11 protein-coding genes and 2 pseudogenes are annotated in these 14,567 nt (G+C 65.0%); 4 read left to right on the top strand and 9 right to left on the bottom strand.

Annotation, left to right across the window (positions count from 1 at the left end):
- Window positions 1-176 (top strand): annotated as a pseudogene (locus tag QMO14_RS33445) (ATP-binding cassette domain-containing protein); the annotation flags it as partial.
- Here QMO14_RS33445 and QMO14_RS30925 read toward each other — a convergent pair.
- The 3 genes and pseudogenes from QMO14_RS30925 to QMO14_RS30915 all read right to left on the bottom strand — a co-directional run.
- Window positions 168-653: pseudogene (locus tag QMO14_RS30925) on the bottom strand (response regulator transcription factor); the annotation flags it as partial. The pseudogenes QMO14_RS33445 and QMO14_RS30925 overlap by 9 nt on opposite strands.
- Complete coding sequence (locus QMO14_RS30920) at window positions 650-2,857, bottom strand: ATP-binding protein (protein ID WP_301511887.1); 2,208 nt, start codon at window positions 2,855-2,857, stop codon at window positions 650-652. The pseudogene QMO14_RS30925 and the gene QMO14_RS30920, both read right to left, overlap by 4 nt.
- An 86-nt stretch (window positions 2,858-2,943) precedes the next feature.
- Window positions 2,944-6,504: an indolepyruvate ferredoxin oxidoreductase family protein gene (locus QMO14_RS30915; protein WP_301511886.1), complete on the bottom strand. Its 3,561-nt coding sequence runs from the start codon at window positions 6,502-6,504 to the stop codon at window positions 2,944-2,946.
- A gap of 269 nt (window positions 6,505-6,773) precedes the next feature.
- Between QMO14_RS30915 and QMO14_RS30910 the strand changes: the two genes are divergently transcribed.
- The 3 genes from QMO14_RS30910 (at window position 6,774) to ltrA (ending at window position 11,075) form a co-directional block, all read left to right on the top strand.
- Window positions 6,774-7,661 (top strand): LysR family transcriptional regulator, encoded by an 888-nt coding sequence (locus QMO14_RS30910; RefSeq protein ID WP_301511885.1) that lies wholly within the window; start codon window positions 6,774-6,776, stop codon window positions 7,659-7,661.
- Between the two features lie 967 nt (window positions 7,662-8,628).
- Window positions 8,629-9,021, top strand: a complete 393-nt coding sequence (locus tag QMO14_RS30905; RefSeq protein WP_301511884.1) for a hypothetical protein — start codon at window positions 8,629-8,631, stop codon at window positions 9,019-9,021.
- 578 nt (window positions 9,022-9,599) lie between these two features.
- Window positions 9,600-11,075: a group II intron reverse transcriptase/maturase gene (ltrA, locus tag QMO14_RS30900; protein ID WP_367618186.1), complete on the top strand. Its 1,476-nt coding sequence runs from the start codon at window positions 9,600-9,602 to the stop codon at window positions 11,073-11,075.
- A 138-nt stretch (window positions 11,076-11,213) separates the two neighbouring features.
- Here ltrA and QMO14_RS30895 read toward each other — a convergent pair whose 3' ends face one another.
- The 6 genes from QMO14_RS30895 to QMO14_RS30870 form a co-directional block, all read right to left on the bottom strand.
- On the bottom strand, window positions 11,214-11,642 hold the full coding sequence (locus tag QMO14_RS30895) for a hypothetical protein (RefSeq protein WP_301511881.1): 429 nt from the start codon (window positions 11,640-11,642) through the stop codon (window positions 11,214-11,216).
- A gap of 41 nt (window positions 11,643-11,683) precedes the next feature.
- On the bottom strand, window positions 11,684-12,127 hold the full coding sequence (locus QMO14_RS30890) for a hypothetical protein (protein ID WP_301511880.1): 444 nt from the start codon (window positions 12,125-12,127) through the stop codon (window positions 11,684-11,686).
- A gap of 380 nt (window positions 12,128-12,507) precedes the next feature.
- On the bottom strand, window positions 12,508-12,957 hold the full coding sequence (locus QMO14_RS30885) for a hypothetical protein (RefSeq protein WP_301511879.1): 450 nt from the start codon (window positions 12,955-12,957) through the stop codon (window positions 12,508-12,510).
- Between the two features lie 131 nt (window positions 12,958-13,088).
- Window positions 13,089-13,565: a hypothetical protein gene (locus tag QMO14_RS30880; protein WP_301511877.1), complete on the bottom strand. Its 477-nt coding sequence runs from the start codon at window positions 13,563-13,565 to the stop codon at window positions 13,089-13,091.
- 147 nt (window positions 13,566-13,712) lie between these two features.
- A complete protein-coding gene (locus tag QMO14_RS30875) occupies window positions 13,713-13,931 on the bottom strand; it encodes a hypothetical protein (RefSeq protein ID WP_301511875.1) in 219 nt (72 codons plus the stop codon).
- 180 nt (window positions 13,932-14,111) lie between these two features.
- On the bottom strand, window positions 14,112-14,567 hold a 456-nt coding region (locus QMO14_RS30870), incomplete at its 5' end, for a transposase (RefSeq protein WP_301511874.1).

The following is a 14,567-nucleotide window of genomic DNA, read 5'->3' as shown; positions in this document are numbered from 1 at the left end:
ACTGCGCGAAGACCTACACCGACGGCACGCGCGGCCTGCAGCCCACCAGCCTGCGCGTGGAGGCCGGCGAGGTGCTGGCGCTGCTCGGCCCCTCGGGCTGCGGCAAGACCACGCTGCTGCGGCTGATCGCCGGGCTGGAATCTCCCGACGCGGGCAGCCGCATCGTGTTCGGCGACCAGCCGGGCGACCTGCATCTCGCGGGGCGTGAGCTTGTCCCATAGCGCCTGCGCGGCCTGGCGGGCCTGGCGGCGGGTGGCGATCTCGCCGGCCTGCTGCAGGGCGCGGGCGATGGTGTCGAGCAGGCGCTCGTCGTTGCAGGGTTTCTCGAGCCAGCCGAAGGCGCCGTTCTGCACGGCTTCCACGGCCATGGGGATGTCGCCGTGGCCCGAAAGGAAGATGACCACGAGCGGGCTGTCCTGCGTGCGCAGCGTGTCGAATACCTGCAGCCCGCTCATGCCTTCCATGCGCAGGTCCATGATCACGCAGCCGGCGCGCTGCAGGTCGGTGCCTTCGAGGAAAGCCTCGCCCGAGGCGAAGGTCTGCACCGCATAGCCGCGCGACAGCAGCAGCAGGCCCAACGAGCGGCGCACGGCCTCGTCGTCGTCCACGACGCACAGGTTGTTGGCGGGAGCGGCGTTGTTGTTGCTGTTCATGGCGGCGGCGATATTTCCAGCTCGAGGGTGAAGACTGCGCCGCCGCCTGGGCGGTCGGCAAATGTGAGGCGGCCCCGGTGCGCCTCGACGATGGTGCGGCAGATGTTCAGGCCCAGCCCGAGCCCGCCGGTCTTGGTGGTGAAGAAGGGCGAGAACACCTGCTCGGCCACGGCGGCGTCGATGCCCGGGCCCCGGTCGGCCACGTGGATGTGCATGCGGCCTTCCTTCAGCTCGGCCTCGATCTCCACCAGCCGCTGCTCCGGCGGCACGGCCTGCATGGCGTGAAGGCTGTTCGACAGCAGGTTGAGCAGCACCTGTTCGAGCAGCACGCGGTCGCCGCGCACCTCGGGCAGGCCGGCCGGAATGCGAAGCTCGGCGCGCGCCTGGCGCATCCGGATCTCGCCCTGCAGCAGCGCGATGGCGTTGCCGGCCAGCGCGGCCACCGAGCAGTCCTCGGTGCCCACGGTGCGCTGCCGCACGAAGCCGCGGATGCGCCGCACGATCTCGGCGCTGCGCTGGGCCTGCGTCACGGCCTCGTCGAGGCTGCTCACGAGCAGCCGCTGGTTGCCCTGCTCGGCGAAGGCCTTGGCGGCGCTCGCGAAATTGCTCAGCGCCATCAGCGGCTGGTTGAGTTCGTGGGCCAGCGTGGAGGCCATCTCGCCCAGGCTCGCGAGGCGCTGGGCGTGCTGCAGTTGCTCGTCGTTCTGGCGCTGGCGCAGTTCGGCGCGCTTCTGCTCGGTGATGTCCACCACCGAGCTCATCCAGCCGCTGTGCTTGCCGTCGGCGTCGATCAGCGCGGCGGTGTAGACCATGGTGATGACCTCGTGCCCGTCGCGGTGCCGCAGGCGCGACTCGAAGCCCGAGCGCACGGGCTGGCCGCTCATCATCGCGTCGTAGTGGCGCCAGTGCTGCGTCACGTCGTTCGGGTGCCAGTAGGGGTAGGGCGGCAGCTTGCCCAGCAGCTCGTCGGCGCCGTAGCCGGTCATCTCGCAGAAGGCCGGGTTCACGTAGATGATGCGGCCCTCGAGGTCGCGGGCGCGCATGCCCACCAGCAGAGAGTCTTCCATCGCCTTGCGGAAGGCGTGGGCCTCGTCGAGTTCGTGGGTGCGCTCGCGCACGCGCAGCTCCAGCACGCGACGCGCGTCGCGCTGCTCGGCGAAGCGGCGTTCGCGCAGCTGCCAGTAGAGGCCGGCCAGCAGCAGCACGACGGCGCACAGAAGGCCCAGCATCCAGGCACGCTCGCGCGCGTTGGCGACTTCCGCGTGGTCGGTCATCACGGTCAGCGTCCAGCCGAGGTCGGGCAGGCGCTCGTCCACCGCGAGGTACTGGCGGGGCCGCCCGCCGATGCTGGTGCGCACCAGGTAGCCGGGCTCCCCTTCCTCTCGCTCCACCTTCCAAGGCAGCGCGGCGAAGCTGGTGTGCGTGCCGTACTGCTGGTCGCGCCGCATGCCCTCTAGTTCGGAGGCTTCCAGCGGGCGCGAGGCGCGGTACATCCACGCCGGCACCGAGCTCAGGAACACCACGCCGCGCGCGTCGCTCAGCAGGATGGGGTCGCGCACGAAGTTCCAGGTTTCCTGCACCTGGCGCAGGCTGACCTTGACCGTCACCACGCCGCGGATCTCGCCGCCTTCGCCGCGCACCGGCGACGAGATGAAGAGCCCCGGCTCGCCGGTGGTCTGGCCCACGCCGTAGAACAGGCCGTTGCGCCCCGCGCGCGCGTCGATGAAGTAGGGCCGGTTGGCATACGACTCGCCGACGAAGCTCTGCGGCGTTGCCCAGTTGCTGGCCGCCAGTGTGAGGCCCTGCAGGTCGATCAGGTAGAGCACGTCCGACCCGGCCTGCCGGTTCACCCGCTCGATGTACAGGTTGGCGCGCTGCTTGGCGGCCGCGTCATTGGGCTTGGCCAGCGCAGCCAGCACGTCGGGGTGCAGGCCGGCGGTGAAGGGCAGGTAGCTGTACTTGCCGGCGGCGTCGCGCAGGCCGAGCACATGCACTTCCATGGCGCGGCGTATCGAATCGGCCTGGAAGTTCGCTTCGCGGTTCGCGGCCCACTGGCCCGCGAGGCCGATCAGCAGCAGGGCCAGGGCGCATGCGGCCACCCAGGCGGCCACGGTGCGATGCCGGCGGCGCTGGCGGGCCGGGGAGGGCGCCGGCGTGGTCTGCGTCGGGCCGGGAACGGGGTGGGAGATGGAGGAGGGCGGCATGGAGGGCGGGGCCGACCGGCGGCGGGAGGAGGATTTTGCCCTGATCCTCCCAGGCCGGCTCGGCCGCCCCGGGGGCCTCCCGCCGCTCAGGCCGGCACCGGCTGAACCTGCGTTGCCGTGGGCAGCGCGGCCCGCGGCGTGGGGCGCGCGTCGAGCTGCTTCGCGAGCGCAGCCCATCGCACCCGCGCCGACACCACGCTTTCCAGCTTCACATGCCCGAAGCCGCGGATCTGCTCCGGCAGCCGCGCCAGCGACAGGGCGGTGTCGAAGTCGATGGCGTCGAAGCGCGCGAGCAAGTCCTCGACCATCGCGCGGTAGTCCTCGATGAGCTGCCGCTCCATGCGCCGCTCGGCGGTGCGGCCGAACACGTCGAAGGCCGTGCCGCGCAGGCCGCGCAGACCGGCGAGCACGCGGAACGCGCTCATCATCCACGGCCCGAAGCTGGTCTTCAGCGCGCGGCCCTCGGCATCGCGCCGGCCCAGCAGCGGCGGTGCCAGGTGGAAGCGCAGCACCGGCTTGCCCTCGAACTGCTCGCCCAGCTTTTCCATGAAGCCCCTGTTGGTGTAGAGACGCGCGACCTCGTACTCGTCCTTGTAGGCCATGAGCTTGAAGAGGCCCGAGGCGACAGCCTTCGCCAGCACGTTGCCGCCGCGCTTGCGTTGCTCGACCGCGCGCACACGTTCGACCAGCTCGGCATAGCGCTGCGCGTATGCGGCGTTCTGGTACGACACGAGGAACTCGGTGCGGCTCTTCACCAGCGCCTCGAAGCTCTGCGGCCGCTGCAGCGCGACCACCTTCTGCGGCGCGGCTTCGCGCGTCACCGCCGCGAGGTCGAGCGCCGCCTTGCGGCCCCAGCGGAATGCGGCCTGGTTGGCTTTCACCGCCACGCCGTTGATCTCGATGGCCTTGTCCAGCGCCTCGGCCGACAGCGGCACATAACCCTTCTGGAATGCGAAGCCCAGCAGGAACAGGTTGGCCGCGATCGCATCGCCCATGAGCCGCGTGGCCAGTTGCGTCGCGTCGACGAAGTCGGCGCGGCCTTCCACCGATTCCTCGATCAGCGCGCGCACCTGCGCCGCCGGAAACTGCCAGTCGGGCTGCTGCGCGAAGTGCCCGGTCGGCTGCTCGAAGGTGTTGACCAGCGCATAGGTGCGGCCCGGCCGCATGCGCGCGATGGCGTCGGGCGCCCCGGCGGTGAGCATGTCGCAGCCCAGGATCAGGTCGGCCTCTCCGGTGGGAATGCGCTGCGCCTTCAGCTGCGCCGCGTCGCGCGCGATGCGCACATGCGAGGTCACCGAGCCGTTCTTCTGCGACATGCCCGTCATGTCGAGCACGCTCACGCCCTTGCCTTCGAGGTGCGCGGCCATGCCGATCAGCGCGCCGATGGTGATGACGCCCGTGCCGCCGATGCCGGTGATCAGGATGTTGTGCATGCCTTCGAGCGCGAGCTGCTTCGGTTCGGGTAGCGGCGCTTCTTCGGCTGCGGCCTTCGCGGCTACCGGTGCCTGTTTGCGCGGCTTCACGCCTTCCACCGTCACGAAGCTGGGGCAGAAGCCCTTGATGCACGACTCGTCTGCATTGCAGGCGCTCTGGTCTACCGCGCGCTTCAGGCCCAGTTCGGTCTGTTTCGGCAGCAGGGCGGTGCAGTTCGACTGCTCGCCGCAGTCGCCGCAGCCCTCGCATACCGCGTCGTTGATGAACACGCGCCGCGCTGCCTGCGGAAACTCGCCTTTCTTGCGGCGGCGGCGCTTCTCTGCGGCGCACACCTGGTCGTAGATGAGCACCGAGACGCCCTCGAACTCGCGCAGCTCGCGCTGCACCGCGTCCATGTCGTCGCGGTGGTGCACAGTGAGCGCGAAGCCCTCGCGCTCCGGCGGCAGCACGCTGCGGTCGGACCAGCGCGACGGGTCTTCGGCCACCAGTGCGAGGCGCTTCACGCCCTCGGCCGCCATCTGGTGCGCGATGCGCGGCACGGTGATGGGGCCGTCCACCGGCTGGCCGCCTGTCATCGCGACCGCATCGTTGTAGAGGATCTTGTAGGTGATGTTCACGCCCGCCGCCACGGCCGCGCGGATGGCGAGCGAGCCCGAGTGGTAGTAGGTGCCGTCGCCCAGGTTCGCGAACACGTGCCTGCGCCTGGAGAACCAGGCCTGCCCCAGCCACGGCGCGCCTTCGCCGCCCATGTGCGTGGTCGTGCGGTTGTGCTCGGGGTAGATGGCGGTGGCCATCACGTGGCAGCCGATGCCCGCGAGTGCGAGGCTGCCTTCGGGCACCTTGGTCGATGTGTTGTGCGGGCAGCCCGAGCAGTACCAGGCCGGCCGCGAGGGCGTGGCCACGGCCTTGCCGAGCACCACGTCCTTCGCGTCGAGGATCGCGAGGCGCGTGCGGATGCGGTCGCTGGTGTGAAAGCGCGCCACGCGCGCCGCGACGACACGCGCGATCTGCGCCACCGAGAAGTCGGCCGTGGCCGGCAGCAGCCACTTTCCGCGCGGATGCGCTCCCCATTCGCCCTGCTCGTCGAACTTGCCGATCACGCGCGGGCGCACGTCCTCGCGCCAGTTGTACAGATGTTCCTTGAGCTGGTACTCGACGATCTGGCGCTTTTCCTCCACCACCAGGATCTCTTCGAGCCCGTCGGCAAATTCGCGGATCGAATCGGGCTCCAGCGGCCACGGCATCGACACCTTGAACAGGCGGATGCCGATGCGCGCGGCCTCGTCCGCGTCGATGCCCAGCTCTTCCAACGCTTCGAGCACGTCGCGGTACGACTTGCCCGAGGCCACGATGCCCAGGCGCGCCTTCGGCGAATCGATGGTCACGCGGTTGAGGCGGTTGGCGCGTGCGTAGGCGATGGCCGCATAGATCTTGTAGTCCTGCATCAGCGCTTCCTGCTTGCGCGCCTGCACGCCGAGCGTGTCGGTCGACAGGCGCGCATGCACGCCGCCGGGCGGGAAGACGAAGTCGGAAGGCAGCCTGGTGTGCACGTCGAGCGCGCCGGCCGCGATGGAGCCCGACGATTCCACCGTGTCCGCCAGCGCCTTGAAGCCCACCGGCAGGCCCGCGAAGCGCGACATCGCGAAGCCGTGCAGGCCGAGCTCTATGTACTCCTCCACGCTCTGCGGATAGAGCATCGGGATCATCGATGCGGCGAACAGGTGGTCGCTCTGGTTGGGCAGCGTGGAAGAGGAGGCGCCGTGGTCGTCGCCCGCCACCAGCAGCACGCCGCCGTTGGGCGAGGTGCCCGCGTGGCTCATGTGCTTGAACACGTCGCCGCAGCGGTCCACGCCGGGCGCCTTGCCGTACCACATGGCGAACACACCGTCGACGGCGGACTCGCCCGTCAGATGCACCTGCTGCGTGCCCCACACGGCGGTGGCGGCCAGTTCCTCGTTCACGCCGGGCAAAAACTTCACCGCGTTGGCTTCGAGCTGCGGCTGTGCCTTCCACAGCGCTTCGTCGAGGCCGCCGAGCGGCGAGCCTCGGTAGCCCGAGACGAAGCCCGCCGTGTTCAGCCCGGCCTTCTGGTCGCGCCATTTCTGCACGAGCATGAGGCGCACCAGTGCCTGGATGCCGCTGAGATAGATCCGGCCTTCGGTGGCCGTGTATTTGTCGTCCAGCGCAACGCTGGCCAGTTCGTGGGATGCCATGACAGGAAAAGACTCCGGGTAGGACTCGTCGGAATGCGGGCATGGCCCCTGTAGAGGGCCGGCTCGCGGGATGCCCCGGCGGGGTAGACGCCGGGGCAGCAACGATTCTTCCGGCTTGTCCACGGAAAGTGCTTCTTCGTTTTGGCAAAGAGCGATCCATTCCGGAAGATCTGTCTTTTGCGAGCGCGATCCGCCGAAAGTATTTCGGCCGAAGCCCCGGTCCCCACCGGCCCGACAATGTCGGCCTTGCAGACCCACCCCCGCACACCATGAGACCCGACCTCGATTCGCTGGCGCTTTTCCTGCGCGCCATTGAGCACGGCAGCCTGTCCAAGGCAGCGGCCGAGAGCCACATGGTGCTGTCGGCCGCCAGCCGCCGCCTCGCCATTCTCGAAAGCCACCTGGGCGTGGCGCTGCTCAACCGCACCTCCAAGGGCGTGACGCCCACCGGCGCGGGCGAGTCGCTGGCCATGCATGCGCGGCAGATACTGCGCGACGTCGACCGCATGCGCGCCGACCTCTCGGACTACGCGCAGGGCGCCACCGGCCGCGTGCGGCTGCATGCCAATGCGTCGGCCATGGGGCAGTTCCTGCCCGACGACGTGGCGAGCTTTCGCCAGCGCTATCCCGAGATTCGCGTGAGCGTGGAAGAGCACCGCAGCGTCTACATCGTGCAGGCGATTCGCGACCGGCAGGCCGATGTGGGCGTCATCACCAGCGAGGCCGCCGACCCGGCGCTGCACTTCATTCCGTACCGCACCGACCGCCTGGTGGCCATCGTGCGGCAGAAGCATCCATGGCGCGGGCGCGAGGTGTCGTTCGAGGAACTTCTCGACTACGACTTCGTCGGCCTGGAAGACGACTCCGCCATCTCCCGCACCATGGAAGACGCCGCGATGAGCGCGCGCAAGGTGCTGCGCCTGCGCGTGCGGGTGAAGAGCTTCGAGGCCGTGTGCCGGATGATCGAAGCGGGCATGGGCGTGGGCATCCTGCCCGAAGGTGCGGCGGTGACCTATCGCAAGGAGATGAAGCTGCGTTTCATCAATCTCACGGATGCGTGGGCTTCGCGGCGGATGTATCTGTGCACGCGGCAGGAGGCGTTGAGCTTTCCGCAGAGGCGGCTTGTTGACCATCTGCTGGCGCGTGGAATGTCTTGAGGCTCGGGCTCGGGTTCATTCAGGGCGACGCTCACGCCGACGGGGTTAGCGTTTGGAGCCGCTGGGGCTGACTCGGTGAGAGGCCCGCAGGGTCTTCGCACAGCGCATTGCAGAAGCTGCATTTGTTGGCAGTCTCCGCGACTTCGTGCTGTGCGGAACGACGACTTGCCCGGTTCTTCTCTAGAGTGAATGCCCCTGTCACTCGATACCCCACCAAGGGGGAGCAGAAAGGCGCAACACACCAAGCCACCACCGAGATGTTTGAAGGCTGCTTGCCTCGCGGCAGGTTGTCGGTGCGAAAGCAGCGATGCAGATGCGAGGTATCAAAAGGCGACGGCCAGGGTGTTACGAGCACCCCAGCCGTCTAACCAAGTTCGTGCACTACCCCCGAAAGGACCGCACAAAAATGGCTACCAAGACTATAGCCCGGCCAACTACGCCGGTAGCTTCCGAAGACAACGCCCAAGACCCGGCGGATCTTCTTGAAAACACCCTGACTCAGCTTGAAGCTCTTCTGTGGGTTTGCCACGGGGAAGACATCGACTGGTGCAGCGGGGATGGGCCTCGGCAATTGAACAACCTGCTTTGGCTTGCGGCCGAGATGGCTCGCAAGGCAGGGGAGTTGTTTCAGGTGAGCGAGAAGGCGCGACGTGGGACGCCTGAGGCTGGCGGGTAGCGGCTGGTCTGCGGGCTGCGGCGTTCGCGGCCCGCTTGCCGAGCGGACTCTTTGAGGGACGACGGCTCGAGCCTTCGTGATGGAGAGGGCTCGGCTCGATCGAGGTTGCTTGTGAGGCACACCTCGGTGGCACCTATGTGCTCCATGCCGATCGTCGAAAGTCCATGCGAGCGGTCGCATTGCGGCGATTGCCGCGCATCGGGCTATGCTCACGATAGACCGTTGTCGGCCAAGAGCGGTCCCTCGCTGCTGCAGCGATCGAGTATCAACTCTGATGCCAACAATCAAATCATGAAACTGTCGATTGCGCTTTTGCAGGATTTCTCATACGCGTCGGACGGGTTGTCCCTACCGTTTCTTTATCAATTGAAATTCGAGAAGGCAGTTGTGCTGCATGGCCCTATCCACATCACGGGATGTCTTCTCGTAAGTGGTGACGACGACAATATTTGCGCGGGGTACACCAAGAACATTTCGAGCTTTCTTCCCGGTGCAGAGTTCGTCATCTCGCCGGGAACGGAACTGGTTCTAGCTGCCGATGTGCTGGAGGACCAGGATGGACCGAATGAGCTAATCAGTGGTACGTATGAACTGTCGGCAAAGGTTCAAATTCGGGCGCAGGTAGAAGGTAGTTCGAGTCGCTTTTATGAGTTGAGATCCTCGCGTCAGATAGTGCTTTCATAAGAAGAGCACGCATAGAAGCAAGCCAGAGCTAGATGTTTCGTAAGTGCCCGCTTTGGAGCAATGCTTACAGCCGCTTTGGGCCGAGGCTGTGTGAAAACGTGCGACGGTCGTGTTTTCGTGGGTAGCCCAACCATTCCCTGAACCTCAATCGTCGATCCTGACGCGATCTGAGAGGTCGCCTTTCGGACCACCGGCACGACAGCGGCGTTTTCACACAGGTGCGCCGGGAGACCGGCAAGGAGTAGGTGGTGCAAGTCCACTGCGATGAAGGAGTAGCGAACCACATCGGCCCCGAGCCGTGCGCGTGCATTCGTGAGGATGCACGTGAAGCGTCGGTAGGGGTACGTGCAGGCCAGCCATTGAGCCGCGATAGGAAACTGTTCCCGGGTGCTGACGCTGTCTGTGTAGCGGAAGGCAACATGTCCAAGTGCGTCCACGCAAGCACTTGGGCAACCCGGCGTGGTCGTAGAACCTGGCATGCACGCACGCTCTTTGCACGGGAACCGGGAGATCTCGGGTTTGACCAGCCGCGGTATTGGGCTGGCCCGCATCGGGAAGGCGAGGAGCCGTAGCCGATGATGAACGGACCCGAGAAGTCAGACTCCGCCATAGTAGCGATGAAGCCTGCGAACAAGGTCGGGCGACCGACTGCGGAGTGGGCTGAGCTAAGGACGGGGACCAAGGGGAACACGGGCCAACCGCACACGCGACGGACACAGGCCCGCGATAGCGTGTCACAGGGGTTGGACCGTGTACGCAACGCTGCAAGGCAGCGGAAGAAGGAGAAGTTCACTGCGCTGCTGCACCACGTGACGGTCGACTTGCTGAGGGACGCGTTCCTGGCGCTCAGGCGCCGCGCCGCACCCGGAGTGGACGGCCTGACGTGGCAGGACTACGAGGCGAACCTGGAGGGCAACCTTCAGGAGCTGCATGCGAAGGTCCACAGCGGTAGCTACCGGGCACTACCCGTCAGGCGGCGGTTGATACCGAAGCCAGACGGCAAACAGCGCCCGCTGGGGATCGCAGCGCTGGAAGACAAGATCGTCCAGCGCGCGCTCATCGCGGTGCTCAACGCCATCTATGAGGAAGACTTCCTCGGGTTCTCGTACGGGTTTCGGCCCGGGCGCAGGCCGCATGACGCGTTGGACGCACTGTCGGTGGCGATCTGCAACACCCCGGTGAACTGGATTCTCGACGCCGACATTCGAGGCTTCTTTGATTCGGTGAGCCAAGACTGGCTAGTCCGATTCCTGGAGCACCGGATTGGCGACGAGCGCGTCATCCGCCTTGTGCGCAAGTGGCTCAAGGCGGGCGTCCTGGAAGACGGGAACTGGAGCGTCAGTGAGAAGGGGACACCTCAAGGAGCAGTGGCATCGCCGCTGCTGGCCAACGTCTACCTGCACTACGTCTTCGATCTCTGGGCTCAACAATGGCGGGGGCGAGAAGCCAGCGGCAATGTGATCGTCGTGCGCTATGCCGACGACATTGTTGCCGGCTTCGAGCACGAAGCCGATGCGAGGCGCTTCTGGGATGCGATGCGGCATAGGCTCGAGCAGTTCGCGCTCGAGCTTCATGGGGACAAGAGCCGGCTGCTGGAGTTCGGCCGCCACGCGGCGGTGAGAAGAAGGCAGCGCGGGTTGGGTAAGCCGGAAACCTTCAGCTTCCTGGGGTTCACGTTCATTTGTGGCAGGTCTCGACGCGGGGCCTTCCAGCTCCAGCGCAAGAGCCGGGGCGACCGCATGCGAGCGAAGCTTCGCGAGGTCAAGGAGGAACTGCGTAGCCGCATGCACCACGCTATCCCCGAACAGGGCCGATGGCTGAGGGCAGTGGTCACGGGGTTCTTCGCATACCACGCGGTGCCGACGAATGCCCGGGCGCTCGGCGCGTTCCGCCACTATGTCAGCGATCTCTGGCGACGAACGCTTCGGCGTCGAAGCCAGAAGGATCACATGACGTGGCAACGAATGACGAAGCTCGCTGATGCGTGGCTACCGCCTCCCCGAATCCTTCGTCCGTGGCCTGACCAGCGCTTTGCCGTCACTCACCCAAGGTAGGAGCCGTATGCCTGAATCGGGCACGTACGGATCTGTGCGGGGGGCGTCCAGTAATGGGCGTCCCTACCGTAATCCTCGGCCGTAGCCGGTCACGCAGCCGTCGCAGGAGGGCCCAAGCGGCGATTGGACAGAGACCTGTCAGGCTGTCGCATCACGCCAGAGCAGGTCAAGATCTTCAGGCATCCCTGAATACGGTTTCGTCACATCCAGGTCGTTGAGCGCCGACGGCGGCTCGCCAGCCACGATGCTGCTATGCATTCGCAACAAATGCAGGAGGCTTTCCGCCGCCCACGCGTCATTTGGCACTGCGTCGCCATCGTATTTCGCTCGGACGATCACGCCAGCGCGAGCGGCGGCAGTCCAAAACGTCTGTCGATGCTCGTCCGACAGCCCGCGGATGTCGAACTCGCAGAAGGGTGCAGTTCGGTCAGAGAGGTCCTCTAACCATGTGCGCAGCCTCTTGTGATGTTCGGGGATCTCGCGAGCAATTAAGACCAACATGCCGCAGTAGCCCAGATTGGAACGGACCAGTGCCCGCCCATCTTCTAGATACATCAAGGATGACAAGTTGCCCTTCCGATCTTCCGCTTGTGGCGGACTATAGCCATCTATGGCGTGGCCGCACTCGCCACAGACTGTGCGCAAATCGAATTCCAAACAACGGCGTCAAGCGGCATCACTTTTGACCAGTCGATTGCACCGGTGAAGATGGGGTGTGGAGCAAAGCCGTAAAACTGACCTTGTCCGCGGAGCACCCCCTTCTCTTTGAGGAGAGCCACACCCTCACTCAGGAGGTTTTGCTGCTGCCACTCGCGGGAGTTCATCAGCTCGGAGAAGCGTTGAAAGTCGCCTGCAACGGAGTGAACGCAGCCGTCAAGCATGTCGAGTTTCTCGACTTCACCAGAGCGCCGTTCAAAGAACAGGTCACCGAAGGCAGATGCTCCAATCAATCGGACCTGCCCTACGACTTTCCCCGGCCATTCCGCAAGCAAACCGCTGAAGTCTAGGAGCGCCGCATCGACGAACAGGTCGTTCCAGGTCAATGAACTCATGTGTGCGCCATCTTGATTGGTTGTGGTTGAAAGTCCGGTTCCGGCTGAATTCTGCCTCGGCCTCGAGTGACGGGTTCTGGCCGACTGTAGCTGGTCGCCCAACTATCGCGAAGGCCCAAGGGAGCCAGCCCGGCAAGTGGCCTGCTACGCCCTCGGCTCTAGCGTCCGGTTTACCGCGTACCAGAATGCGGCAGCGTCTGCATCGCCAGCGTCCTTGGCTTGCTGAGACATTCGCAGTGCATATCTGTGTGCATCCCGCCCGTGGCGAAGCGCCAACTCGTGCGACTCACGACCGACTTTGACGTAGTCCACCGTTGCAGGTGCTGGGCAATTTTCTAGCTTCATGGCGAAGGTCTGGTTGTGGCTGTCTGCCGAACTAGCTATCTCTGCCAGACTAGCTGCAGTTCTCCATCAACGAAGCCCAGACCGACCGCCTGCTTCTGCCTGAGGATTGCCCCACCAGGTTGGAAGTCGAGACAGCTCAGCACAAGGTTGTGGAGACGGCGTTGGCATTCCTCCCATTCTCGACTGGAATAGCTGGTCGGAATCTCCAATCTCCTTTCTGCTGGTTCCCACACCTCATCGCAGGCCCAGTCGGCGTCTGCAGGGTCAAACGAGCCAGTGCCTATCAATTCGATGCCAAACTTTACCTCCGGGGTCTCCGGATACTCGAAGAGGTTGAAGGAGTATGCCGAAACGGACGCTGGTATCGGCTCGGACAAAGCTTGGGCCAGCCAAGTGCGAAAGTTCTCTTCAAAGGTCATGCTGCGTTGCTGGAAGTCGGCGCCAGTATTGAGCTGATTGTTGATGGCCGATCGGTTGGTTTGCACATGCTTCAGGGCAAGCGACTCTCGAGCCCACAGAAAGCGTTGTGTGCGCGCCGCGAAGGTCGGCTATGAGGCGAATTGGACCTGCTCACGGAACGACGGGTTCTGGCCGAAACGCGTCGAAGGCTACTTTGCTATTTGCTCACAAGCTTGTCCAGATTCACAGCCTTGCTATTTGCGAGGAGCTTCTTGGCTTCGGATTCCTCGGCGGCCCTGACTGCAGCGCAGCTCATGTTTGGGCTTACGACGAAGTAGCTCGACGATGATTGCTTCGCGCCAAACTTGAGCGAGTCCTCCTTCCAGGTCGGAGTAAATCCCCCAAAGCATTTCACGGCGAGATAGTGCTCTCCAGGGGTGACCGAAAACTCAGCGTGCTCGCCGGAGGCAATTCCCAGGACGTCTTTCCCATCCAGGGCCACCGTGTAACCGTTGCCTGCGCCAACGAAGCTGCTGATTCTGACGACTACCACCTTTGCTGCGGTTGAGCTGTCGGAGACCTCGGGAAGTGGCCCAAGCCGTCCTGAGGTAGTACCGCATCCGGTGAGCAGTGCGGCGGCTGTGAGCAGCAAAAGAGCTTTCATCTTGTCCTTGTAGTTTTGATGCGTCGGCAAGAAGAGCCAACCCGTGGCGGTACAAGATACAAAGCGATACGCGGCAACGCAAGAGCGCTTTCCCCGAAGAAGGCGACGAGACGCTTGGTCGATAGGCGCATCGTGCGACCGTCCGCATTTGGCCGAACCTCGTCGCTGAAGGACCTGTCACCACAGACACTTGCCTACCTCGTCGTAGACCACGGCGCTTGGGATTTCTTTGAGCCAGTCCGCAATCCAGATGATGTGGTTCGTGAAGAGCTGGCTCTCGTCCTGTGCAAAAACAACGCGTATGCGATTGACGGGCGGGCCGCCAGGGAATTCGGCTCCTGCCTCTTGCGCGAGCGCTGCATCTGCGGCGACTTCCGGACCGCTCTCGCATGTCACGGAAAAACTCCATGTTGGCCAGCGATAGAGCAGCCGGGGCACGTTCCGAAACGGCAAGCTGCTAGGGAACGTCTGATCAAGTCGTAAATTGGCCGGCTGACGAGGCTGCGTTTGGGCCCGGTGCACTCGCAGGCTCGTCGCACTGGACATTCCGCGCGTTCCAGAGCCTCTGCGGCCCCTTCATGCTGCCTGCGGGCGCACCTGTCCCATCATCGCAATCAGCTTCCTTCTGACCATCCACAGGTTCGACAACGCAAACAGCGTGATCACATGCGCCGTGTTCTTGGTCAGCCCCTTGAACCTCACCTTCGCCAGGCCGAACTGCCGCTTGATCACCCGGAACGGGTGCTCCACCTTCGCTCGGATGCTGGCCTTCTGGTATTCCTGCTTGCGCGCCCTGGCCTTGGCGCGGCCCTCCGACATCTTCGCCATATCGCTGGGCCGGCCGGCAATGTGCCATTGCACGCTGCGCTTCACTCGGCTCTGTGCTCCGCGATAGCCTGAGTCTGCCCACACCTCGTCCTCTTTGCCGTGCAGCAGATCGCTCACCTGTTCCACATCTGCCTCGTTGGCCGCCGTGGTCGTCACCGTGTGCACCAGCCCCGAGTCTGCATCCACGCCGATGTGCGCCTTCAT

The sequence above is a fragment of the Variovorax sp. CAN15 genome (assembly GCF_030462475.1).
Lineage (GTDB): Bacteria > Pseudomonadota > Gammaproteobacteria > Burkholderiales > Burkholderiaceae_C > Variovorax.
This window is presented reverse-complemented; position numbering and strand designations above follow the sequence as displayed.

Excerpts from the sequence above, each read along its gene's own strand:
- QMO14_RS30920 (WP_301511887.1), bottom strand. The coding sequence starts at position 2,857 with ATGCCGCCCTCCTCCATCTCCCACCCCGTTCCCGGCCCGACGCAGACC.
- QMO14_RS30915 (WP_301511886.1), bottom strand. The coding sequence starts at position 6,504 with ATGGCATCCCACGAACTGGCCAGCGTTGCGCTGGACGACAAATACACG.
- QMO14_RS30910 (WP_301511885.1), top strand. The coding sequence starts at position 6,774 with ATGAGACCCGACCTCGATTCGCTGGCGCTTTTCCTGCGCGCCATTGAG.
- QMO14_RS30905 (WP_301511884.1), top strand. The coding sequence starts at position 8,629 with ATGAAACTGTCGATTGCGCTTTTGCAGGATTTCTCATACGCGTCGGAC.
- ltrA (WP_367618186.1), top strand. The coding sequence starts at position 9,600 with ATGAACGGACCCGAGAAGTCAGACTCCGCCATAGTAGCGATGAAGCCT.
- QMO14_RS30890 (WP_301511880.1), bottom strand. The coding sequence starts at position 12,127 with ATGAGTTCATTGACCTGGAACGACCTGTTCGTCGATGCGGCGCTCCTA.